The sequence below is a fragment of the Sphingobacterium sp. UBA7038 genome (genome assembly GCF_002494055.1).
Classification (GTDB): domain Bacteria; phylum Bacteroidota; class Bacteroidia; order Sphingobacteriales; family Sphingobacteriaceae; genus Sphingobacterium; species Sphingobacterium multivorum.
The window spans coordinates 59,738-85,318 of the sequence record NZ_DLAV01000011.1; the positions used below are offsets into that span (position 1 = coordinate 59,738).

The following is a 25,581-nucleotide window of genomic DNA, read 5'->3' on the forward strand; positions in this document are numbered from 1 at the left end:
TCTATCAGACTATCAACGAGATGTAATGCGATAGATATGCAATTCTATTTCTTATCCTATGCAAAGTCGATCGAAGAACAAATCTGTTAGATTTGTAAGACTGCAAATGATCAAAATCCAGATAGAATAGATAAATGTTCCTAATATGAAATCAATATTTGAGAAAAACATAAGAGAAGCGGTCATCGAAAGAATTAATTTATTACACGAGGACAGCGATGCTCTTTGGGGAAAAATGACAGTAACGCAATTATTAATCGAGCAATATGAAACATTTGAAAAAGCTACATTTGTACATTGGTTCTTTGGTAGAATGTCCAGAGCCCAATTAGGTCAGTTCATATACAAACATTGCAACCACCATTTAAAGCAGTTTGGAGCGTAACCCAAAAAGCCACGGAACCGCTACATGTGTCAGACGTTATAACGGGTTCGTTCGAGGGCAGGTATCTGAAAATGGAATAGGTCATTATTGGTGTAATGTTTCAACACGCAGGATTGTGTTTAATCTCGGATATGATCTATTATAAAAAAAGCGCCATTGAACAAACTCAAGTTATTTATTTATATTTGATCTGCTCAATTTCTTTAATTTGAATAGTATTCTACTAATATAAATGGGAAAACCTGTATTTTTATATCTGATTTTATTTTTTATAGCCACAATTTCCAAAACTAAAGCGATTGCTTTAAAAGACTCCTCAATTCTCAATCTTACTAATCTCATTCAAAATAAAGATACTTTTGTTGAGCAAAAAGAGCTTTATCTTTCCCTGATAAAAAAAAAGCTGGACAATAGCACCGAAAATCTGAATCTAAAATTTGAATTACAAAAACAGCTGAGTAGCTCATACGCATCCTATAAATCTGATTCCGCTATTTATTATGCTAAGAAAAATTTGGAACTGGCAAATAAACTCCAGAGTCCAAATTGGATACTAGAAACTGAATTAGACCTTTCTCTACATTATCTGGTCGCAGGTATGTACATTGATTCTAAAGATATTTTGGATAGAATACCCATCCAAAAATTAAACAATCACCTAAAAATAAAATATCTGGATGCTCAAAAGAACTTTTTCAAGTTTTATGCATACCATAATTATAACCAAAAAAATTATTTAGCAATTAGCCGTAATTATCGTGATTCTTTATTAACGCTGCTTGATGAATCTTCGAATCACTACAAAATGGTATATGCAGAAAAACTGATCGACCTGAACAAAATAAAAGAGGCTAAAGTAATCTTGAATTCAATATTCGCGACAATAAAGGAAGATAGCCATGAAAAAGCAATGCTTGCATTCTCACTTTCAGAAATATACCGAAAGGAAGGCAATGTAGGCAAACAGTGCGAACTGCTGATTATATCCGCAGCTTGCGATATTAAAAATGCGATAAAAGAAAATACTTCCATGCAAGCGTTAGCATTTTTACTGCACCAACAAGGTTACATCGATGAATCCTATATGTGTATAAAATCATCGCTTGAAGACGCAATCTTCTGCAATGCTAAATTTAGGACCTATGAAGTTTCTCAAATTTTCCCAATTATTGATACCTCTTATCAGGAACATCAAAAACAAAAAAAGGAGCAATTGTTTACGTTTTTAATTGTTGCTTCCGTCCTTTCCATATTATTGATACTAGCGATAATATATGTTTATAAACAGATGAGAAAAGTGAGTAGGTTCAGGCTCGAATTATTTAAAGCAAATCAGGATCTCAATAAACTAAATGACGAATTACAAACTAAAAATGAAGAGTATAAAATTGTAAACAACAAATTGTCCAAAACGAACAATTTGTTGTATGAATCCAATCACATCAAAGAGGTATACATCGGACATTTTCTTGATATCTGTTCAATGTACATCACGAAATTGGAGAAATTTCAGACCTTAATAAAGAAAATGATCATGGGAGACAAAATCTCGGAGCTCCTTAACTTGGTTAAATCTAACGAGAGAATAGACAAAGAAAAAAAGGAACTGTTTAATACCTTTGATCATATTTTTCTTCATCTCTTTCCCAGTTTTGTAGACGATATAAACTCGTTGCTGACCGAAGATGGAAAGATAATGCTTAAAACGAATGAGCTCTTGAATACCGAATTGCGCATCTTCGCCCTAATCAGACTCGGTGTAAATGATTCATCCAAAATTGCTGGATTTCTCCATTGTTCCTTAAACACAATTTATACTTATCGGGCAAAAATTAAAAGCAAAGCTATCATAGATAAGGATGAATTTGATAAAAACATCATGCAGATCGGAACGATTAAAAGTATTTAGAAACAAGACACCCGATACGTTTAAATACCCATCTATACAGCTCTGATTCGCTGTATTACATATCGTACTGCGTGTTAAATTTAGATTATTCGGTACGCTAAATGTTATTTCCCTACCTAATTTACTGCTGTTATATCTATATTTTTCNNGAAAAATATAGATATAACAGCTAATAATCAAATACTTAAACATTCACCAGACTTATATTTTGCGTTTACGATCTTTTTCCTGGGATTTGGTTTCTCTAGATTTGGAACTGTAACCAATGGCTGTTTTAGAAAATACCTAAGCAGCAAAAAAGGGATAATTTAAAAATTTTAAACAACCAATTTATGAGGGTAATCTATTTAAGACAGTGCTCGTCTTTAAAGTATCTATTAACTGTGTTTATGTGGATACTGATAATGACATGGGTACAAGCTCAAGAAAAAAACATTCAAGGGAAAATTCTTGATGTGACAGGTAAACCAATGGCCGGTGTTTCTATTACCGTATCCGGAAAACCAAAAGCTACTAAAACAGATGACGAAGGAAGATTTTCACTATCCGCAGTAAATGTCGGGGATAAATTACAGATAAGTTTTCTAGGCTATAAAAAATTGGAAAAGAATATTGATAACGCCACTGTCTATAATCTAACGCTTGAAACAAATGAAGAAAGATTAGCGGACGTTGTAGTAGTTGGCTACGGAACCCTAGATAAAAAAGAAGTAACCAGCGCCATTACACATCTAAACGGTAAGGATCTCAACGTATTTGGTGGAAATGGCGTACTTAATGCTCTTGCTGGCAAGGTAGCGGGACTCAGTGTAGTAAACACTGGCCAGTCAGATCCGAATTCCTCTCCCAGTCTGCAACTACGTGGTGTGTCTTCCCGCAACGCCGGACTTGGACCGCTTTATGTGGTTAATGGTGTTCCTGGGGGAAATGTTGACAACTTAAATCAAAACGATATTGAATCAATCGATATACTCAAAGGAGGTGCAGCTTCTGCTATCTATGGAACACGTGGGAGCAATGGCGTAATTATTATCACAACAAAAAAAGGCACATCTGAGCCTTACGCATTTTATGATGGATATGCGAGTTTTGACTTACCGAATAACCGTATCCAGGTTCTCAGTGCCGAAGATTTTTTAAAACACAACCGAGGAACGGATTTTGGAGGAAATACCAATTGGTTTAACGAAGTATCGCGCAAATTCGCCTTTAATCAAAAAAATACGCTTCAGTTAGCTGGTGGAAACAGACAAACCAATTATATCGTCTCATTTGACCTGCGCAATGCTCATGGATTGGACTTACGTTCAGACAAGAAAGAATACGGGGCGCGGTTGAATCTGTCCCATACCTCGGCCAATAACCTGTATACAGCCACTGTAACCATTGCGCCCAGGTTCCTTAAAGCAAATAATGCCAGTTATAATGCATTCAATCAAAGTTTGACACTAAATCCGACATTGCCGGTGATGGATGCAAAAAATCCAAACTTATTCAATTATATCAATACGGGTTTTTCTGGTGCTTATAATCCTGTTGAAGAACTTCGCACGGTATTGGATGGAACCGAGGGCAAGTACCTGGACTGGAATGCAGCTTTTAAACTTAACATTTTGGAAAACTTGTCTACACAGGTAACGTTGGCACAACAATCTTCTGATTTTTTTGATTTCAATTTTACACCGTCCTACAATACAGGCGCGATTAATGGAAATAGTGGTAGAAATTCAGCAGGAAGAAATTATAAAAAAAGTGACCAGTATGTATTTGAATGGACAGGAAACTACAAACAAAGTTTCGGAAGACATAATATTAACGTATTAGGAGGATATGCATATAATTATTTTCTGTATTCAGGAATGAATGCGGGTAACCAAAATTTCCCATCCGATGTACTGACGTATAACAATCTGGGCTCAGGTCAATATGACGTCCCTATTCCTACCAATCCACAGCCGGGTGATTACACATTCAGATCGGTTGGTTCATATAAAAATGATGCGAAACTGATCGCTTTTTTTGGAAGAGTAAATTATGATTTGGCAAATAAATATTATGCATCGGCAAGTTTGCGCTATGAAGGCTCTTCTAAATTTGGAAGACTGAACAAATGGGGTTATTTCCCCGCGCTCTCCTTAGGCTGGCGAATTATGGAAGAGGATTTCTTTCCGAAAGCTTCTTGGATCAATGACCTGAAACTTCGAGCAGATTACGGTGAGACGGGTAATCAGGACTTTGGCAGTTACCTTTCGTTAGATACTTATCAAGGTTATGGTTATTTTGCATTTAACGGGGCATCGTACCAAGTTTGGGGTCCCAGTCAGAATACCAACTATGACCTTCGTTGGGAAAAAGCACAGAACTTAAATTTCGGCGTCGATTTTGATCTTTTCCAACGAAAAATAAGTGGTAGTATCAATTATTATGTACGTACCAACAAAGATCTACTAGGCTCCTATAACGTTCCGGTTCCACCATTCGTGTTAACAACAACCTTTGCCAATGTAGGTACTATGAAAAATTCGGGCCTGGAAGTGCAATTGAATGCTAAAATCCTCACCCAGAAAGATTTTTCATATTCGGTAAGTTTCGCTGGAGCATCAAATAGCAATAAATTCGTTTCCTTTTCAAATGACATTTATAAGGGGCAAAACTTTCAATTCATGTCCTATATGCCTTCGCCGGGGTCTCCCGGACCAGCTCAACGTTTGGAAGAAGGACGGAGAATCGGCAGTTTCTATATGTACGAATCTGCCGGTATCGACGCCACTGGACGTTTGATGGTGTATGATAAGGACAACAATATTATACCCGGAAACACAGCAAAGGAAGAAGATAAACGTTTTGTAGGCAATGGATTACCATTGTTTACCGCCAGTTTGGGACAGAACTTTACCTACAAAAACTTCGATCTTTCGGTATTTTTACGAGGTTCATTTAAATACGACCTCTTTAACACGACCGCTTTTTATTTGGGAACCCCAGTTACGCAATCTGGTGCGAACGTGCTCAAATCGGCTTATGGAAATGGCAAATATGCTGCGTTGACCAATGCAGAGACCTATTCTACTCTTTCGGATTACTTCTTGGAGAAAGGTGATTTTGTAAAAATCGACAATATTACGATTGGTTATAATATCAAACCTCCTGTCAAGCAAATCAGTTCGATCCGGGTGTATGCCGTAGCACGCAATCTATATACTTTCACCAAGTTTACAACAGGTGATCCTGAAGCAATATCCGTTAATGGACTGACACCCGGTATAAATACTTCCTTGTCTTACTATCCATCGACGGCACAATTCCTAGCAGGCTTACAGGTTAAATTCTAACGATTAAACACAACAAAGAGATGAAATTTTCATTACGTTATATAATTCCCCTTTCCATTAGCACCCTAATTTTGGGAAGCGCAAGCTGTACCAAGCTTGACGAAACCTTATATGATAAAATTACTTCTGACAATTTCTTACAGAAAAGAGAAGATGTGATCCGTGATTTTTTGAGACCGTTTGAACATGCCTTTTGGTCGATTCAGGGTGGTGGTCTATTTTACGCGCAGGAACTCCCTGCCGACCAATTGATGACCCCAAATAGGGATGGCGACTGGTTTGATGGAGGCAAATACCAACGGGCTCATTACCATACCTGGACAGTTCAGGATGATTATACCAGTGATATGTGGAAAGCTCTTTTTCAGGGTATCAGTTTAGCTACAAACTCGCTTGAGGATATCGAAAAGGTGGATATCCAAAAAGTTCAGATCACTGAAGCGGAAAAGGCCGACTTTGTGGCTGAGCTGAAGACACTCCGGGCCTGGTTCAACCTACGGGCTTTTGATTTATACCGGAATATTCCACTGGTAACAAAAGTAAAGGGTGAAACTGCAACTCCGCCGCAAGCGACACCTGCTGAAACCTTCGCCTTTATTGAAAAAGAGCTGAAAGATGCTATTCCCGGATTGCCACTCCGTCAGGATCTCGGCACAACGGGTATTGGTAGATGGACAAAAGGCGGAGCCGCAGCCTTATTGGCCAGACTTTATCTGAATGCTGAAGTTTATACGGGTCAAAGCAAATATGCTGAATGTGCTGCGGTATGTCAGGATATCATAGACGGAAAATATGGCAATTACCAATTGGAAACGATATGGTCAAAACCTTTTGATTACGATAACGCAAATTCAAGTGAAGTTATCTACGGATTCCCTGCAACTTTGGCCCGCACACACTGGCATTATAGTTCGGATATGTATTGGTGGATGGCACCGCATCAGGCTCAAAATTTCTTCGGCTTTACCGATTTCGGAAATATGAATACCCGCTATGCCCTTCAGCCAGGACGGGATGTGGACAGTGTCGAGTATAATTTTGCCCTCGGTAAGCCCTTTATCAAATTTCAGCGCTATCCAGATGATCTTCGATTAAAGAAATATAAAAATCTTGGCAATAGTAAAAGAGAAGGTATGTTTTTGTTCGGTTACCTCCCCTATTATAGCGATCCGACAAAATTGGTCAAAAGCAACCGAGGATATACCATCTTTGCCCGTGATCAGGTGGGATGGTTTAAAGATACCCCTCCGGGAACAAAGATCGCAGATAAAGAATCCAATATGAACCATGCAGATGACAACTCTGGCTTATGGGTTGCGAAATATCCGATATATCCTTCTAAGGATCCAAATACCATTTCTTCGGCATTTGCAGAGATTAGACTTGCTGAAATTTATTATTCACTAGCTGAATGTAAATATAGAACCGGCGATAAAGGATCCGCCGCAAAATTGTTGAATGCGGTGCGTAAGCGTAACTATCCAACTGGCTCAAACAGCCTGTACCTGGAGTCGGGACAGCAATTGAGCGATCAGGAAATGATCGATGAATGGGGTCGTGAGTTCCTGGTCGAAGGAAGACGCCGAACCGATTTAATTCGTTGGGGTAAATTCAATTCTGGAAAATGGTGGGATAAAGAACCTGATAATAGTGATCATACTAAAATTTATCCTATTGGTCAGAGTGTTTTCACACTAACTCCGTCATTGCAACAGAATCCCGGATACTAATCAGTTTTAGTAAGTATAAAACCTTTTGAAAGTTATGAAATTTAATTGGAATATAAGATTGTCGGCTTCAAAGCAACTTGGAAATATCCTGCTATGGGGCGTATGTTTAATAATGGTGCAGTCCTGTTCGAAAGAACTGGATGCACCTACTCCACTGCCATTCGAAATTACGGATATTACAGCATCTGCTGATAAAGTGGTCATTAATCCGAGTAAGCCGTCTGAGGATGCGCTTACGGTTTCGTGGCCGGCATTTTCAAACTCAATGATCTCTTATAAAATAATCCTGGCTAACGGTGAGCAACGGGATAGTGTAGCAGTCGCCTCTGGAGCGATAAGCAAACGGTTTACCCAGGGTGAATTGAACGCTATACTAGTTGAAAAATTGAAGATGACGGTCAATATAGAGTCCAAACTGGATATTACGGTGCTCGGACTAATTCCGTCAAAAACGCTGTCAACTACATCGAAAACAATCAGCATACAGGTTGTTCCTGGTCCGGTCGGTGCGGCGTATGCATCCCTATGGGTGGTGGGCGATGCTACGCCAAATGGCTGGAATATTGAAAACCCAAATGCAATGAAGAAAGATCCGACCAACGCCTTTCAGTTTAAGTTTAATGAAGTATTGAATGCTGGTGACTTTAAAATCCCTGTAGCGACAGGAAATTGGGGGACAGATTTCTTTATGCCTTTAGCAAACCATCCAAAACTTTCCGAAACTGGTGTTCAGCTGGTTCCGGGTGGAAACCCTGATTATAAATGGAACATCGCAACTGCTGGCGCTTACAAGATTCTGCTTAATATCAGTGCAACCCCATTTATAACGATCAAACCTTTTACCCCGTACAAGCAGATATGGCTCGTAGGGGACGCTGTGCCTTCTGGCTGGACAATAGATAATCCAACACCAATGGTGCCTACAGCAGGAAACCCTTATGAGTTTACTTATACAGGCTCATTAAAAGTGGGCGAATTTAAGATCCCAACCGCAACCGGAAGCTGGGACGGAGATTTCTTCATGCCACCAACCAATGGAGAAGGAACAACAGGAAAAGATGCAATAATTATCGCTGAGGGTAAAATCGACAACAAATGGAAAATTACCGAAGCTGGAACGTATAAAATTACCTTCAACCAGCTTTACGAAACAATTTCAATTGTCAAAAATTAGGCCATATGAGACGATTTCATCAACTCGCTACACCACTTGTATTTTTGAACATGCTGTTTATGACAGCATGTTCAAAAACTCCTTCAAATGATATAACCACAAAGATAATTCATCCAGACAGTTTGCAAAATCCGTTCGTCGGCCCACTATATTGGAGCCCTTACGAATATAACTTCGAAACGGATGGTTATATTCCTGAAGATGAATGGGAAAAGAATATCAACTGGATTGACAACAACCTAAAATCTTTAGGTTACAAGATGGTCTGTATCGACGGCTGGGGCGACGACTTTAAATACAACGCCGATGGTTATCGTACAACCCACTCGTCCAAATGGAAGCACGACTACGCCTGGTGGTCCGATAACCTGAAAGGTAGAGGGATGACTTTGGGAATATACAACAACCCCCTATGGGTAATCAAATTGGCTGCTGATGCTGGTGTAAAAATTAAAGGAACGAATATTCCCCTTTCCAGCATCATGAAAGAAGATGAACAGGCCACCTGGTTTAAGTGGGTACAAGTTGACAAACCGGGAGCCGAAGAATATGTCAAAGGATATATTCAATACTATGCGGATATGGGTGTGCGCTATCTACGCGTAGATTTTCTTTCCTGGTTTGAAGATGGAAAAGATAGGAATATGGGGACAGTAGGTCCAGTACGTCCGGCGGCATACTACGAGAAAGCTCTTCGGTGGATGCGTGAAGCCTGCGATAAAAATGGAATTTTCTTAAGTCTGGTGATGCCACATCTCTATAATGATGCGCAGGTAGAGCAAAAATACGGACACATGATCCGCGTCAACGACGATGTTGGAGATGGCAAATGGTGGCGATGGAGCGACAATGAACGTGGAATCAAACGTGTTGGATGGTCACAATATGCAAATGGCATGGATGGTCTGACCTATTGGTCTAACATTTCAGGCAGAGGAAAGATGATACTGGATGCTGATTTTCTTCGGATTAATACTTTTTCCAATGATCATGAAAAGAAGAGTGTCATCTCAGCCTGCTTTATTTCTGGCGGCGCTGTCACAATTGGAGACCGTTATAATTCCATCGGTAAAAATCTTTGGCTTTACCAAAATAGGGAACTACTTGCTTTAAGAGAAGATGGATTTGTCGGAAAACCCTTAACCAACGATCCGAAAGATCCAAAAAGCCAGATCTGGAAAGGTCAGTTGACCAATGGTGATTGGGTCATAGCCCTTTTTAATAGAGAGAGTAACTATCAAACCAGAGGATTGAATTTTACAGATTTATCTGGCAGCCATTGGCGGGTAAGGGATTTATGGAAACATGAAGACCTGGGGACAATGAGTTCCTATCTTGAGAATATTCCACCACATGGTGTAACAGTTTTGCGATTAACGAAGTAATCCAAAGCTCATAACAATACTGAATTTTAATATATATGCTAAAATAGAAATGATGAAAAAATCAATTTTTCTTTTATTTGTCGTCTTTTGCTGTAACGGGATCGTAGCACGGGGGCAACAGATAAAATCGCCCAATGGAAGATTTGAACTGGCCTTTGGATTGACAAAAGAAGGTACGCCAACCTACGAATTAAAGTTTAAAAACAACGTGGTAATCAAGACCAGCAATCTGGGATTGGAACTCAAGCTCAAACCGGATGAAGAATTAAACTTAAAGGGACAAACGGATGGTGAAACCCAGATAAAAAAGAAGAGCTCGCTTTATAGCAATTTTGAAATCTCCGATTCAAAGACCAGCACTTTCGATGAAACATGGCAACCGGTATGGGGAGAAACTAAAAATGTAAGAAACCATTATAATGAACTCGCTGTCACATTAAACCAAAAACAAACAGAGCGCCAAATTATTATCCGTTTTCGTTTATTTGATGATGGTCTCGGTTTTCGGTATGAATTTCCACTGCAGAAAAACCTAAATTACTTCACTATTAAAGAGGAACGTAGCCAGTTTGCCATGACTGGTGACCATACCGCTTATTGGATTCCTGGCGATTATGACACCCAGGAATATAATTATACCACATCTAAACTATCTGAAATAAGGGGTTTGATGGGAAGCGCTTACGAAGGCGGCAACGTCTCTCAAACCTCCTTCTCGCCAACGGGGGTACAGACCTCGTTGATGCTAAAAACCAATGAAGGTGTTTACATCAATTTACATGAAGCAAGCTGTCTGAATTACTCGACGATGCACCTCAATTTGGATGACAAAAATTTTGTTTTTGAATCTTGGCTTACGCCAGATTCACATGGCGATAAGGGTAAAATGCAAGCACCCGCTACCTCACCTTGGAGAACAATTATCGTAAGTGATGATGCAAGAGATATATTGGCGTCTAAGATGACCTATAATTTGAATGAGCCAAGCAAAATACAAAATACTTCCTGGATAAAGCCTACAAAATATGTAGGCGTGTGGTGGGAAATGATTTCCGGTAAGAGTAGTTGGTCCTATACAAATGAATTTCCGTCTGTCCAGTTGGGAATAACAGATTTCAGTATGGCAAAACCAAATGGTACCCATGGCGCGACAACAGCAAACGTTAAAAAGTATATAGATTTTGCTGCGAAGCATGGTTTTGAGGGTGTTTTGGTTGAAGGATGGAATATCGGATGGGAAGATTGGTTTGGCAATGATAAAGATTATGTCTTTGATTTTGTCACGCCTTATCCTGATTTTGATCTCAAAGGATTAAACGATTATGCACACGCCAAAGGTGTGAAACTGATTATGCATCATGAGACATCCGGATCTATCCGCAACTATGAGCGACATATCGATACAGCCTATAGGCTGATGAACCAATTGGGTTATGATGCTGTAAAAAGTGGGTATGTAGGAAATATTCTTCCATTGGGTGAACACCACTATAGCCAATGGACAAATAACCATTTTCAGTATGCTGTAGAAAAAGCAGCTTCCTACCAAATTATGGTTAATCAGCACGAAGCTGTACGTCCGACGGGTGTAGCACGTACCTGGCCAAATTTGATAGGCAATGAATCTGCTAGAGGTACAGAATACCATGCATTTGGTGGCATAAAGCCCAATCATGTAACTATCTTGCCTTTCACAAGACTTATTGGCGGTCCAATGGATTATACCCCCGGTATTTTTGAAATGAACCTCGCCAATGGCGCCCATGTGAATAGTACGTTGGCCAACCAATTGGCGCTATATGTAACGATGTATAGCCCTTTGCAGATGGCAGCAGATTTTCCGGAAAATTATGATCGTTTTCCAGATGCTTTTCAATTTATTAAAGATGTCGGGCTGGATTGGGATGACAGTAAATATTTAGAGGCTGAACCTGGTCAATATATTACCGTTGCCCGTAAAGAAAAAAATACAGAAAAATGGTTTTTAGGAAGTGTAAATGGAAATTCCAGCAGAACATCGAAGATAAAATTTGATTTTCTGGATGAAGGAAAGACCTATTTGGCAACTATTTATGCTGATGCGTCAGACGCAAACTATAAGACAAAACCACAAGCGTATACAATAAAAACTACAAGAGTAACGAAAAAGGACACGATCGTTCAACATTGTGCCGCAGGCGGTGGTTATGCTGTTTCGATTGTCCCAATCAAAAAATAAAGGCAATTGATGAGATCATAGGGAGGATTTTTCGGATCCAAACGGAAATGAATCCCTAAATGTCTTATCCATTTCTATAATTAATAAGGCCTTCTTCCCAATCTCACTTATGATAGTTTAACGGATCGATATAACTAATGTTCATTAGCGAACTTTATATCGGACCACCAACGAGATGCAATGCGTGATATATGCGGTTCTATTTCTTACATCCTGTTTTGTAAATTCAAAAACCAGTAAAGCGATATCATGAAGCTAGTTGCGAAAATATTTTAATTAAAATAGCGCTGAATAAATATGGATCATTTAGAACCTATACCATTATCGACATTAGTAGCTAATATCAAACAGGAAATTAGTTATGGTGAAGGGAAAATGGAAACCCACAAAGGCTCTAAACAGTTTAGCCCGGGCACCAAAGTGTATATTATCGATTGGTATGCTGGGATGTGCCAAGCTATCACTGTAATCGGCTTGTCCAGAGACACAAAAAAAATTAATTACGATTGTTATACGGGCCGAATGGATCGAAAACTTCCGCGTCAAGTTATGCTACAACCCTAAAGTATGCTCAAAAATAAAGACCTACTTTGATAAGGAGGAAGCTGGAATGCAGCGGTATACAGAAAAATTTGTAAATGATATGTTTGTCGGTATACCTCAATGGAATGAACCTATTTAACTCTCACAACGATAATGTGAGTTACCTTTGCCACAATTGATTATGTATATGGTCAAATATTGTCCATTACAGTAAATTACTTTGTACTAAATTTTAGATAATGGTCTTTCATCGGTATCCCATCTGCAGTACGGAATGCATTTCCTGTAATGATAATTTCATAGGTTTTGTTTGGTTCTAACTCCCAATCAATGATAACAGATTTCTTATCTGAAGAATAACGATGTCCTTTTATCAGCGGAAAACCTTCTTTGGAAACTCCCCTAAATGACCGTCCCTGTCCCAATAAGGGCCTGTCGAAATTTATCTTCAGCTCCCTTAAGGTGTTGTTGACATTGGTTTGTCCATCCTGAATTCCCTCAAAAGAAATGATTTTTGGTCTTCTTTCTTCAAAAGCTGCATCTAAAGAAGAAATATCTGCAGCGTAAGATCGATAAGCTTTGGCAAGTACAGGCATATAGCTCTCTAAAGTAGGATATAAGTCTCGCTGACGATCAAAGTGTTCAAGTTCATCAACAAGTTTCTCAATCCAAAGAAATCCCCTATCTAGCTGTCCATTGGTTTCCTTTGAAATCTCTTCGAAGCTGAAATTATGATCTTTTTGATATTTGATAACCGCAGCTCGAACCAATGCCTCGTTCAACATCGTTTGCCAGCTACCGTATGCCTGCCGGTTCATTTTCTCCTTTACAAGGCTATATAATTTTTCGCCGCTGTCTCTAAAAATTGTCGTGTCTTTTTCCAATAAATAATTAACAAAGGAGTGGTTAAACTCGTGAAGTAATGTAGGGAAATAGCTCTGTAAAGGAAATTCAGCCATGCCAAGACTATCCATACTCCATGTCCCCATAATAGCGTAGACTTCCTTAAGACCCTGTGGATTTTTAATGGCTACCCCATAGTTACCGCCGCCATTTCCCAAACCATTCACAATCAAAAACTTTTCGGATGGTTTCTTACCATAGAATTTAGGGTACCAGTCCAATTCAATATGTTCATAAATTGGAAGAAAGCGCTTTTGTACCTCATTGTACAGTGCCTGGTTATCCTGAAAAAATCCTTTGCTATTACTGTCTTTGTAAAACTTCTTTAACAGTGTTGCGAATTGAAGAGCATTAGCTCTACTCCACCTTTTGTCCAGGGTTTCGTTGATATTTTTTTGCTTAAGATTGAACTTATCATCAAGATGTATGGCCATACTCATCACTGCATCGTAGCCTATGCCATTTTCATTTTTAATCTTATTGACAAAAGTGATCAATTCGTGTTCTTTAAAAGGACCATAGTGTTCATTGATTCGATCAACGTAGCGCTTAAAAATAGCTGAGCTATACTCTTGATTGCCAGCAAGTCTAAACACAATACTCAGAAGCTCGATACGCTCATCAACTTTTGGCTTATCCATAATTTCGTTACGCTGCCCATAGGTAAGCATAAATGATAAACTGAATAGGATAATCAATACATATTTAGAAGTTTTTTCGAACATATTGGAAATAGGCTTTACCATCTTTTATTTATTTTGTACTTGAATGGGGATTCCAAATAGTTTGCCAATAAATTTAACACGCTATTTGCCAATACACTACGAACGAATTTCTTTCTTAATACTGACCGTTATTGAACACTAGCCGTTCAATATTGAACAGGCTGCCAGCCATTTTCGATAATCTTATTCATTAATATTAAATTGATCACTTAAGTCTTATAACTGTTTGAAAGCATATTACATTTCTTGTGCAACGTTACCTAAGTTGACAGCTGTTAGAAAAGAATAAATTCTTAAATTAGTTCAAGAATTATTTAGATCTAATTAGTTGAATTTAAAACTGCTTTACACCAATAATATGACCACCCTAAGATTTATATTGCTTGCACTTATATCAGTTGTTTGGTCACTGCCCTCTGCTTCTGCTCAAAACTCCCTTCCTAGAAATCTGAAAGAAACAGCCTCATTCTTAAATCTTAACGTTTCGGATAGCCTAAAAAACGTAATCAAATATAGTGATGAGGTAGAGTTAAGTGAATTAACCGACAATGAACTTGAAAGTGAATTTGAATTGATTGACTCGCTCCTTTCGACTGGAAAATCTCCATTATTTACATATTTAAATAATAAAGGAATCCACAACTTTAAAAAAGATGTGATTTTGGAATACTATAAACAGCTACTCTCAGCAGGTTATGTAAAAGAAGATTCTCTCCTGAAGGCATTCAAACTGAAGGAAAACAAATTGAAAAAGGAAATCAGACAGCGGATGAATGCGGACACAATTGCCGGTATTTATATCCCGAAAAACCTTGACGATTGTTTTGTCCAAATAGACTCGTTCTGGGATGATAGCACCAAAAATAAAATAAGAGAAATGACAGAGTCAGAGTTTATGGCCGGCTCACATTTCGGATTTGGAATGTGGATGAGAAATAATTGGGGCCTCTGGGGAGGTTCAAGGCTCTCCGCATATTTGACTAAACGGGGAATAAGGCATCCTGACGACATGTCTGGCATCATATTAACAAGTTATTATAGGAAATTAAAGGGGAAAGATCCCGATGTAAAATCGCAGCTAGAGTATTATAAAAAGTACTGGACTCCATAAAACTTTTCAATAATACTAATCGTATTACCAATTTTATTTTTAACAGTTTTTGGGCTTTGTGTGAATTTTGATGGCCTAGTACCGTTTGTTTTTCCGGTTATTACAATTCTTTTTTTTCTCGCATTCGCTATCCTTATAATACTTCCAAAAAAAAGGATGATCATGCGGTCAGCTCCTTTATCATTTTATTCTATTCTTTTGGAATTTACCCAAAATTGATCGTCCGAAAAGAAATTTTTGAAACTTCATTAAGCTTGAATAGTATTACGTTATACCCCTTTGTTTCCGTCCAAAAATATTCTGTAAACATTCATCTGGAGCATCCTGTGCTATCGGACTTTATGTTTACTTCCTGTGGGCCATGCCTTAAAAATTAACATATTTACAGGCAATCATGATCCGCTTATCAGTAATAAAATACAAGACCATCTCTTTTCGCAGTGATTTCCTTTAATTGATCATAGTCCATATTCAAACATTGATATAGCGTAAAAATCACACCTGAGCGCATGGAATAAATTTCATCGGGAAGTCGACCCAAATTTGTACCGTTCAAAATAACGTTATTCACGGCCTTCAAAGCACAAATCTCTACAGGAAATTTCTTGAGCTTGCTATAATTGAAATCCAGTTTTAGCAGACCGTCCAATTGTCCAAAACTGCTTGGAAAATCAGTAATCGAAGATGCCCTTGCATTGATTTCCTTCAGGCTCTTAAGTTTTCCGAATGTTTCCGGTAGAGTTGTCAGTCTACTATTCTCCATATTCAGATAGGATAAACTACTTAATCCGCCGAACTCATCTGGAAGCTTCTCTACAGAAGGGGATAGCCAAAGATCTTCTAATTTTTTAAGGTTACCTATCGAAGCCGGTAAAGTTTTAAAATTACCGCCCACTAACCAGAATCTAAGATTAGACAAGTTCCCAATATTATCAGGAATAGATTGCAAGCTTTCTCCTTGAATCCAAAGTTGTTTTAAGCTCTTGAGGTTACCAAAAGATTGTGGCAGTTGCTGAAGCCTACTTTCTCCGTAAATTTCAAGCGTGTCCAACTTAGTCAAATTATCGATATCCGAAGGCAAGGTAACTGGTGATGATCCCGGATAAACAAAACTAAAACGTGCAAACCTCAAATTACGGCATTGACTCAAACTTGATGGGATATAAGCCTGTTGCGCGAGAACTTCCGTAGACACCAGTTTGGTCAAGTTTCCAAAATCTGAAGGAAGCTGGGTAACAAAGCAATCGAGGTGTTTTAAATTGACCAGTTTACCCAACGTGCCGTTGAAGTCTACATCGCCGACATACCGCATAATAAGGGTTTCGAGCGACTTTAAATTTCCAAAAGTTTTTGGCAATACCACGGTATATCCCAAATCGGGGGTTCGCATCGGTGTCAGGTGAAATGATTTCAGTTTGGTCAGATTGCCAAAATTATCAGGAATAGTAAGATAATAGCCAACTCTGTCTAGACTAAGTTCTTCAAGGGCAAGATAATGATCGCCAAAAATAGTCGGAACATCTTTCAATGAAGATCCACCTAAAATAAGCTTCCTTAGATATTTAAATGCCTTAAGCGCAGGAAAAGAGCCCGGGTCATTAAAACGATGTGCTATACCTGAAGCCTGCATATTCATTTCAATAATATGTCCATCCTTATCTTCAACAACACGCCCACCGCGCCCCATTTGCAATTCATTTAATGCCTCGTCTTCTTGATATTCGCCAGTCTGTACCTTTTTGGTAAACTGATAATTTTTCCCAGCATAAGTCATCGTATAGGTAACTTGATAGCTGGTATTGGAATAACCATGCAATTCAATGGTTGGATTTTCTTCTACCGGTCTGGCCCAACCATCGTGGTATGTGCTATGTAGATGACCATAAGCTTTATCGAAAGACCATTTACCTTTATATTTCGGATCCACGGCAAAGTGAAGTATCGTCTTAAAGGATGAAGGTGTGTTTTCTTTAATATCGATATGTAACTCGGGTATTTTAACATCGACTGTGGCCGTATTACTATTACCGCTACCTTTTACCGTCCAGGTAAGGATATATTCCTCTCCAGGCACTCCCCTAAAAAACGAATTAGGGTTATTAGGGTCGTCGATTTTCACATAATCTTCCACTACAGTTCCTTTTGTTATACTCCATGTACCTGTTTCCCCCTTTTTGTAAGGCGCTACCCTTTAGCTGGACGGTGAATTCGTCATATAGTTCAGTGGGCTCGGCCTTAGGTTCATATACTGTTTTCAGTACATCCTGGTATTCCTTCTTTGAACAGGCTACAAATAAAAAGCTTTCAAAAAAAACACAAAGAAATGAACACCAAAATAATGTAGACTTATTATACATGGATATTAAGGTTGAGTTGTAAAATTAAATATTGCTGAACGTACTGAATTCCCGTTGCTGTCGTTAACAATCAGTTGATAATAGTATTTTTTCGATTTTTCTAAAGGGGAAAAGAACACACTATACTTATTGTTATTTTGACTCACGGCATTGTAGATTTTTCCTCCGGTCTGTTTGTACATAACAGCAAGATCATCGTGTACATATACTTCAACTTTACTATATGGATACGAAGCAAGTGTAAAAGACAGTATGTACTGGCCTTTATCTAAAGTAACTTTATTTTGAATATCTGCAAAAGCATCTATTTCGTTATATACGGTTTCCTTTTTGCAGGAGCTCATAAGGACTAATAAAACTCCTATAAACCAGCATATACAGTTGTTATTGGATAGACATTTCATAAATTGAGCCTTCTAAAAAGTTAATATCAGCATTGAGGTAATACTTGTCTTTATAAGTGAACATTCCGCCAAAATACATATGATTTCCATTAATACTTAAATAGATAGGACTTAGCGTGTTTTTTACTATGTTGTACATCATAAAATTATTGACGTCCAATGCCAGTAATATATCACCATTAAAATTTATGGCACCTACTGGCGCATAAGGATAGGTTTGATTTGTTGTTCCGACACGATATAATTCTGTAAGTTTAAATGTGTTCGCGTCAACAGCATATATCGTTAAGGTATACCCGATATTGAAACCTTGGTCAAATACATTTGAAACTCCAAGTGCATATAATCTGCCTTTAACTGAGACAAAGCATTCACTGGAAAAATTAGTATCGAAAGTGGCGATCTCCTCAAATTTATCTTTTGTCGGGTTATATTTGGCGACAATATTCTTTATTCCACGAGAATTCACTGTAAGTGTATACGTTTGGTAGACCGCATTATTGTGCACAAAGATACTATGATTACTATAACCGTGCGATTCTTTAAGTTGGGGCCGGCTAAAATAGTACTTTGAAAATTCGCGTTTTTCAATGTCAAAAGCTTGACAAAACAACTCATAACCATTGAAAAGGTCCGGCTCTAGCGAAGGCAAAATATGGCTAACTGGAAGTGCAAGAAAAAATATTCGATTTCCAATGGATACGGACTTTGGCGGAATAACCCCCATCGTATCGGGAATATGAGCAATATTCTGCAACCGGCTCGTTTCAGGATCAAAATGTGAAACAGAATTGTTCCAAAAATAATAGATTTGGTCATTGCAGATCGAAGGATAATTAGTTCTCCAGTTCGTCTTTTTCAGTCCTATGGCCAATGTATTTCCCTTATAAATAAAATCAATAGCCTGACCAATGATCTCTTTCTCTTTATAAATCACGCGCAACATATAATTTCCGTCTCGATACGGATAATAACCCGTTAGACTGATCTGATAGGTTCCATTTTTCGTTGCAATGGGATAGTTCATGTGAAGCGTGTCCATTCCAAATAGAAATTTAATATCTCTCAGATTAATATTATTAAGATTCTTCCCTTCAACCACAGTCCTAAACTGGCCCCTTTCATCATACTCTGCCTCTGTATTTGGCCAAAAGAGCGTAAAATCTTCTGGGAATGGAGCAGTTGTGGTTATTTCAGTTTTACGCTCAGATTCTATTGTGTTGCCATTATACTCGATGTAAGGCACCAAAATATAAGTAGATTCGGAATCCAGTTCATTCAATGTGAGTCGAAACATATCGCCTTCACGAACAGCTTCAACACTTTTTCCTTGACTGGGATTATCTTTTTTATAGTACCTGACGCCCGATTTTGTATATCCTAGACTGGAAATCTGATAGGTCATTGAAATTTCTTTATCCCGGACACTAGTGATGGCCTCATTAATAATCCTTGGAAAAACCTCATTTTTTTCAGTTTTACAGGCCGACATAAGAAAAACAAGCCCCAGTAGACAAAGGTATTTGTTAAAGTTGCCCATTTGATTTTGTTTTAATATAAATGAAATTCAAATTTTCATAGGACCAGGTTTGTATATAATAGAAAAACAGGTTGTATGAATTATCGACATTCTGGGTCATATTTTTAAACATATGCATCTCCAAATTAGGATATTGTAAAGTCGATAAGAGCTTCAGATCACTGTCATACTTATTTATAGTACCATAAGTGGATATTCCACCACCTTCTTGCTGTCCATAGACCACAATATTGTTATCATTATCAAAAAAAGCTCCTGCTGGCTTTAAATTGACGTACTCACCCAATTTTGCCTTGACATTGCCATTCTTATCAAATTTGACATACCTTAACGAATAGGAATAGAAGTCAAAACCCCAGAGATAAAAAATATCATTTTTATCTTTCAGTAAAATAGGCATATGGTATTGACGTTCGTAATCGCCAGGAAGCTTTCCATCAAACTCAAAAGTAGCCAGCACATTACCGTCCCGATCTGTTTTTTGCACCTTAATTTTTGTTGCTTCAGAATCAAGCAAACTATAATAGATCTGTTGCGCATTGTCTAACTGAATTGAAGAAATGCCAACGGAGCTATTTTTACGTTTCCAAACAACTTTAAAGTCGCTGGTAGTAACCTTTAACAGCTCTCCCCCACCTGTACCCATGATCATGTTATGTGACGCGTCAAACTGAACTGATGAAACGTAATCATTCGGAGACAAATCTATCGAAACGGGCTTCTCCAGTTTCAGTTTACCATTCGTCTGATCAATGACATAAATATCGTGTTTAACAATAATGAAAGCTTCATCTTGCTTAGAAGGCAACACTACATGTGGTGGTAAATCATAATAATTTAGATCCTGGATCAAGCGATACCATATAATCTGGCCTTTATTATTTGTACGATATACAATCAGTTTAAAATTTGTTTCTCCCCCCTCATGCTGCAAAAATGTACAGATTAAATGTCCACCATCTTCCAGAAGACGGATGCTATTATTGCCCGTTATACGTGATTGCGTATGAATTTTGTATTCAACATAAGTACTTCCGTTAGTTGTGCTGCCTCCAACAGTTCTTGCATCTATGCTTTGTTCTTGTGTTATTCCCGTTTGGGAACTCGCAATTACACGGATCTTATAATTTGTATCGCCAAGCAAATTAATTAAGCTGTATTTTGTTATACTAAGATCCTTCGCTACAAGCTTATTATCGACATATATCGCATAGGATACTGGCTTAAAATGCGAACTGTTCACCTTATCCCAAGATAACTCTATTAAATCTTTGTTTGCAGCACTTACAACAAGATTCAAAGGATATAATATTTCTGCCTGATCAATATATTCATCGGTTTTGCTCGCAATATTCTCCTTCTTGGAACATCCTCCAATTAATAAAATTAGAATTAAGAAAAATAGCTGAGCACAATAGTAAAAAATAGCTCTTTTCATAAAATGAAGTTACTCACCAAAGATATTAAAAAGGTTGTATCAAAAGCATTTTTTTAAACATAATTAATTGATGCATTAATTAGGCCAAATAATTCTCTACAATATTTAATAGACCTTTATGAGATTATCGTGCCCCACAAGCAAATTCCATCTATACACACACCTATATTATCTAATTGTACAGCATTATAGGATGAAACATATCTTTTACTTCACCGTTAATTTGACGCTTGCTTTCTTCAATCCTTTTCCTTCTACTTCTGCTATAATTTCCCCAACAGAGTCTCTGCTTTCAACAAGAAAAACCAATTGACCATTAAAGCACTTCATGAAAGGCTTCTGAAATGATTCCAAACTTGTTGGATCTCCATTCGCCACAGCCTTAAATGCCCCCTGACCTTTTACCTTGAATTTTAATTCTCGGTCTTCGCCTGTCACTATATTCCCCTGTTTATCAACCAGCGTAGCTGTGATAAAAGCAATATCTTTTCCATTTGCTTTCAATTGTTTCCGATCAACGTCTAAACGTACAGTATATAACTTACCTGCCGTCTTTACACTATCTCTTGCAGCTATATTTCCTAAAGAATCATAGGCAACTACCGTAACCGTACCCGGTTCGTATTTAGTATCCATCCACATCAAACGATAGCGCTTTTGACGCATAAAATCATTTTGTGCCTTTTTATCGTTAGAATTTACCAAGGTAACATCAAAATCTTTCTTTTTTACTCCTTGACTTTTTCCATTGATAAAAATTTCCGCTGCAGGGTAATCTGTATAGACAAAAATTGGCGTTTTCTGTCCTTCGCGTCCCTTCCAGTTCCAATGAGGAAGAATATGAAGTGTATGCAATTCCTGGTTCCAATGGCTACGATAAAGATAATATCGATCTTTAGGGATACCGGCAAGATCTACAATACCGAACAAAGAACTATGACTTGGCCAATCTGTATAGTAGGGTGTCGGTTCGCCCAAATAATCGAACCCTGTCCAGACAAATTCACCTATTGCGTAAGGTAGATCGTCATGCTGAATAAAGTTATCTTCAGGCAAATCCGACCAGGAACAATGCTCTACATCATAACTCGAAGCCTGATGGTCGTCATATTTTGCCATCGATTTTCGTTCAACGGGAAATTTATAAACACCTCTAGAACTCAAAGTAGACGCAGTTTCAGTACCAAGAATTAACTGCTGTTGTAACTTTTTATAGGCTTCGGGGTATTTAAATGGACGATAATTAAAGCCTGCAACATCCATCGTTGAGGCAAAGCTACTATTTATAACCGCATCAGGGTTGTCCATCCCCTGGGTAACGGGGCGAGATGGATCCTCACGATGGCAAATATCTTGCAGATACCGCGCGACCTTAGATCCGTCAGGACTTCCTTGTTCGGGTACTTCATTTCCAATACACCACATCACAACGCTTGGATTATTGCGGTAATGCCGTATCAGATTTACAAGATCTTTTTCGGCCCAATCGTTAAAATATTGATTGTACCCATTCTTCATTTTGGGAATTTTCCATTCATCAAAACTTTCCGCCATTAGCATAATACCCATTTCGTCACAGGCTTGCACCAGCTCCGGAGCCGGCATATTATGGGAAGTGCGAATGGCATTAACGCCCATATCTTTCATTATTCGTAACTGCCGCCTAATAGCGGCATCATTCACAGCTGCTCCCAAAGGCCCCAAATCATGATGCAAACACACTCCTTTAAATACGGTCAGCTTTCCATTCAAATAAAACCCTTTATTGGGTACCATAGCAATGCTTCTGATTCCAAATACGGTTTGATATTTATCGATTAATTTGCCGTTCTGATAGAGCTTGCTGACAGCCTTATATAAATTGGGGGATTGCAATTCCCACAATTGTGGTTTCTCAACGAACAATTCCTGTTGCATCTGCTGGATCTGGTAGTTGCCTATCTGATCATTCTTCTTCGCCACGATGCGTCCATGGCTATCGATAAGAATAGTTTCTAAGGAAAGAGAATCTTTCGACAGATCTATACCGGCTAAATCAGTCCGAACCTGAATTCGAGCGAAATCCTTTGTGATCTCAGGCGTCGTAATATAGGTGCCCCAATGTGCAATACTTGTTTTTTCAGTGATCTCCAATCGAACATTTCGATACAATCCTGCGCCAGGGTACCAGCGGGATGACTCAGACTTATTTTCTAATCTTACCGCGACCAAATTTTGACCCGGACTCACATACTCGGAAACGTCAAAATAAAAACTATTATAGCCATAAGGCCAATTGCCGACCTTTTTCCCATTCACAAAAACGACAGCATTGCTCATAGCACCATCAAACTGTAAAACCGTGCGCTTATTTTGAACGTTTTGTGGCAATTCAAATTCTTTACGATACCAGCCAACGCCTACAAACGGAAGTCCACCAGTCCGACCTGCATGTTCCAATGCTTCCTTTTGTCCATCTTGAGCAATAGCCATATGCTGCTTATCATTGTTGGCACTAAATGGGCCATAAATTGCCCAATCATGCGGAACACGAACAGTCTGCCATTCGCTTGTAATCAATCCGATATCAGCGAAGTTTGGCTGATCATGTTTTGTAAATTTCCATCCATCCTCGAGCATGGTTACTATTCGTTCCTGAGCAAATAAAGTATTTGGTCCAATAGATATTATTGCACATAGTATAAATTTCAGTCCTCGGGTTGAAAAAATGGATAAATAAGATTTAGATTCTTTTTGCATCTATAGCATTTTAAGGTTGAGTTTGTTCATAAAAACAAATTGAAGATCCGAAAATACAACTTATGTATAACATAATAAAATTATTCAGATCTTTTGTGATTGGAATTAAAGCTGAAATCATGATGTGCTATTCAAATGCTCCTTTTTCATTGAAATAGAGTCCCAGCTGTTCTATTTGCGGGTTTAGGCGAGATTGTAAAATGTTGATTCTTAATCTCTGGGCACTAACTGTCGGAAAAGTCAATAAACGTTTGTTACCGATAGTAGTTCCTTTCGACACTTCTCTCCAGACTCCATCTTGCCAGATCTCCAAATTAAATCGCTCGACACGTTGCCCTAAAGCGATGGTTTCCTGTAAGGAAAGAACGTTGAACGCGGTTGCTTTAGGTAGGGTATATTCAAAAGTTGCTATGCTGTTTTTTTCATCTTTCGTCGTCCAAAATGGCATTTTTTTCCATTTTTTTAAAACGAGGCCTGCAGTATGGAGTTTAGCTTTGCTTAAAAGATTTTTCGAAAACAATGCTGTGCGCCAGTCATTCCACTTTTTTAAATTTGCAGCATCTACCGAATGAATCAAACCTGCAGTTGTTGGTGGAATATTAAGCAACAAGACACCATTTTTCCCTACCGAATTAAAATAAATATCCATCAACTTACCCGGGCTTTTGACTTTGTTATCCTCTTCCTCGTGATAGAACCATCCCGGGCGTATAGAAACATCAGTTTCCGCTGGGTACCATACCAGCCCTTTTGCCTCTTTGATCCTTTCTCTGCTCCCAAGATCTTTATTACGCATATCTCCGGCCGGTTTAATATTCATCTGCTGTTGCGATCCTGCAGCTATCTGATTTTGTGCTAGATTACTAGCCGGTACAACTGACCATTCTGTGTCCCGTCCATACCCCGTTTCTGTACCGACCCATCTTACATCGGGTCCCATAACTGCGATAACGGCCTCAGGTTGTTTTTCACGTATAACCTGATAATAACGATTCCAATCGTATTCCTGCTTTTTACCGTTAGGTCCCTCTCCGTTAGCACCATCAAACCAAACTTCATCAATCTGACCATATCGGGTCAGTAATTCGCTCAATTGGGCAACAAAAAAATCATTATAAGCTTCTGACCCATAAGAAGCTTCATGTCGATCCCAAGGGGAAAGATATACCCCCAACTTCATATCGTATTTTTTACAGGCCGCAGCAAGTTCGCCAAAAATATCTCCTTTTCCCTTTTTGTAAGGAGAATTTTTAACCGAATAGTCTGTTGTATTCGTTTGCCAGAGGCAGAAGCCATCGTGATGCTTCGCCGTAAGAATCAAAAGTTTGATTCCACCTTCCTTTGCTGTCCTAACCCATTGTTCTGCATCTAATTGCGTCGGATTAAATAATTTTGGATCGTCTTTCCCTTCACCCCATTCCTTATTTGTGAAGGTATTGATCCCAAAATGGAGAAATCCGGTCACTTCCAGCTTTTGCCAATCAAGCTGTCTTTGGGTCGGTATCACGTTGGCAGCTTTGGTTACAATAGCAGATTCTGATTCTCCGGGTTGTAATGCAATCATATTTTGAGCCGAAGCGTGAAAAACCGCTGCCAATAACAGTAATGTAATTGTATTAATTTTCTTCATTTGATATTTATCTGACAAAAATAAGATAGCCGGAATAATCTCCGAACTATCTTATCTT

16 protein-coding genes are annotated in these 25,581 nt (G+C 38.4%); 9 read left to right on the top strand and 7 right to left on the bottom strand.

From position 1 onward, the window contains the following. The first annotated feature begins 145 nt into the window (after positions 1-145). The 8 genes from B3H30_RS04725 to B3H30_RS04760 all read left to right on the top strand — a co-directional run bounded on the left by B3H30_RS04725 (position 146) and on the right by B3H30_RS04760 (position 12,697). Entirely contained in the window at positions 146-385 is a 240-nt protein-coding gene (locus tag B3H30_RS04725) for a DUF1569 domain-containing protein (protein ID WP_070566757.1), read from the top strand. A 232-nt stretch (positions 386-617) separates the two neighbouring features. After that, complete coding sequence (locus tag B3H30_RS04730) at positions 618-2,294, top strand: DUF6377 domain-containing protein (protein WP_070566759.1); 1,677 nt, start codon at positions 618-620, stop codon at positions 2,292-2,294. A gap of 389 nt (positions 2,295-2,683) precedes the next feature. Next, complete coding sequence (locus B3H30_RS04735) at positions 2,684-5,626, top strand: SusC/RagA family TonB-linked outer membrane protein (protein ID WP_070566761.1); 2,943 nt, start codon at positions 2,684-2,686, stop codon at positions 5,624-5,626. 20 nt (positions 5,627-5,646) lie between these two features. Then, positions 5,647-7,356 (top strand): RagB/SusD family nutrient uptake outer membrane protein, encoded by a 1,710-nt coding sequence (locus B3H30_RS04740; RefSeq protein WP_070566764.1) that lies wholly within the window; start codon positions 5,647-5,649, stop codon positions 7,354-7,356. 34 nt (positions 7,357-7,390) lie between these two features. Continuing rightward, positions 7,391-8,530, top strand: a complete 1,140-nt coding sequence (locus B3H30_RS04745; protein WP_070566766.1) for a SusF/SusE family outer membrane protein — start codon at positions 7,391-7,393, stop codon at positions 8,528-8,530. Between the two features lie 5 nt (positions 8,531-8,535). Continuing rightward, on the top strand, positions 8,536-9,915 hold the full coding sequence (locus tag B3H30_RS04750; protein ID WP_139145008.1) for an alpha-galactosidase: 1,380 nt from the start codon (positions 8,536-8,538) through the stop codon (positions 9,913-9,915). A gap of 49 nt (positions 9,916-9,964) precedes the next feature. Beyond that, complete coding sequence (locus B3H30_RS04755) at positions 9,965-12,133, top strand: glycoside hydrolase family 97 protein (protein ID WP_254667718.1); 2,169 nt, start codon at positions 9,965-9,967, stop codon at positions 12,131-12,133. A 297-nt stretch (positions 12,134-12,430) separates the two neighbouring features. After that, positions 12,431-12,697 (top strand): hypothetical protein, encoded by a 267-nt coding sequence (locus B3H30_RS04760; protein ID WP_070566772.1) that lies wholly within the window; start codon positions 12,431-12,433, stop codon positions 12,695-12,697. Positions 12,698-12,891: 194 nt separating this feature from the next. On the opposite strand, the gene B3H30_RS04765 is transcribed toward B3H30_RS04760, so the two are convergent. Beyond that, positions 12,892-14,325: a DUF4932 domain-containing protein gene (locus B3H30_RS04765; protein WP_286801653.1), complete on the bottom strand. Its 1,434-nt coding sequence runs from the start codon at positions 14,323-14,325 to the stop codon at positions 12,892-12,894. Between the two features lie 307 nt (positions 14,326-14,632). Here B3H30_RS04765 and B3H30_RS04770 point away from each other — a divergent pair, with 307 nt between their 5' ends. After that, a complete protein-coding gene (locus B3H30_RS04770; protein WP_139145009.1) occupies positions 14,633-15,415 on the top strand; it encodes a DUF6794 domain-containing protein in 783 nt (260 codons plus the stop codon). A 406-nt stretch (positions 15,416-15,821) separates the two neighbouring features. Here the strand turns inward: B3H30_RS04770 and B3H30_RS04775 are convergent, their stop codons facing one another. The 6 genes from B3H30_RS04775 to B3H30_RS04800 all read right to left on the bottom strand — a co-directional run bounded on the left by B3H30_RS04775 (position 15,822) and on the right by B3H30_RS04800 (position 25,523). Continuing rightward, positions 15,822-17,546, bottom strand: a complete 1,725-nt coding sequence (locus B3H30_RS04775) for a leucine-rich repeat domain-containing protein (RefSeq protein ID WP_286833510.1) — start codon at positions 17,544-17,546, stop codon at positions 15,822-15,824. A gap of 231 nt (positions 17,547-17,777) precedes the next feature. Then, positions 17,778-18,116, bottom strand: a complete 339-nt coding sequence (locus B3H30_RS04780; RefSeq protein WP_070566777.1) for a hypothetical protein — start codon at positions 18,114-18,116, stop codon at positions 17,778-17,780. Positions 18,117-18,156: 40 nt separating this feature from the next. Beyond that, the gene (locus tag B3H30_RS04785; protein WP_139145010.1) at positions 18,157-19,716 is read right to left on the bottom strand and encodes a hypothetical protein; all 1,560 of its coding nucleotides are present in this window, start codon (positions 19,714-19,716) and stop codon (positions 18,157-18,159) included. Beyond that, a complete protein-coding gene (locus tag B3H30_RS04790) occupies positions 19,703-21,154 on the bottom strand; it encodes a hypothetical protein (protein ID WP_204991002.1) in 1,452 nt (483 codons plus the stop codon). Before B3H30_RS04790 ends, B3H30_RS04785 begins: the two co-directional genes overlap by 14 nt. 207 nt (positions 21,155-21,361) lie before the next feature. Next, the gene (locus B3H30_RS04795; RefSeq protein ID WP_083295985.1) at positions 21,362-23,893 is read right to left on the bottom strand and encodes a glycoside hydrolase family 2 TIM barrel-domain containing protein; all 2,532 of its coding nucleotides are present in this window, start codon (positions 23,891-23,893) and stop codon (positions 21,362-21,364) included. A 127-nt stretch (positions 23,894-24,020) separates the two neighbouring features. Further along, positions 24,021-25,523 (bottom strand): alpha-L-fucosidase, encoded by a 1,503-nt coding sequence (locus tag B3H30_RS04800; RefSeq protein ID WP_070566783.1) that lies wholly within the window; start codon positions 25,521-25,523, stop codon positions 24,021-24,023. Between the last annotated feature and the right edge of the window lie 58 nt (positions 25,524-25,581).